This is a genomic window from Acinetobacter johnsonii (assembly GCF_048551975.1).
GTDB lineage: Bacteria > Pseudomonadota > Gammaproteobacteria > Pseudomonadales > Moraxellaceae > Acinetobacter > Acinetobacter johnsonii_A.
The window spans coordinates 1-494 of record NZ_JBIMCF010000085.1 but is presented as its reverse complement, the minus strand read 5'-3'; the positions used below and the strand labels follow the sequence as shown (position 1 = coordinate 494).

1 pseudogene is annotated in these 494 nt (G+C 39.7%); it reads left to right on the top strand.

From position 1 onward, the window contains the following. Positions 1-5: 5 nt before the first annotated feature. Positions 6-494 (top strand): annotated as a pseudogene (locus ACG9ZB_RS16735) (helix-turn-helix domain-containing protein); the annotation flags it as partial.

Here is a 494-nt window from a genome sequence, read left to right as displayed (position 1 = left end):
TGTTTATGAACAGAGAAATTCAACAAAGACTCGTATGGGTTAAATTATTTGAGAGACCAATGATGCTGGCCTAGTTTGTCGGAGATGTGGCATTTCTAGACCAACGTTACGCAAGTGGTGTAAACGATATTCTGAACAAGGTATTGATGGATTAAGTAGTCAGAGTAAACGTCCCTTAAAATCGCCAAATACTAAAATCAATGCTGAGCTAGAAGCTTTAATATTAGAAATGCGTTCGGCTAGAAATCTGGGTGCTCGACGTTTGCAAACAGAATTGATGAGGCTACACGGAGTCTTGTTGTCCTTAGCGACTATCCATAAAGTACTCTCCACCCATCAAGTCAAACCGATTAAAAAATTCCGTCGTAAAGTAGATTTCATTCGTTATGAACGCCCATTATCAGGCGATAGAATTCAAATGGATACCTGTAAATTGGGTCCTAGGCTATATCAGCACACATCTATCGATGACTGCACACGATATCGCGTTTTAA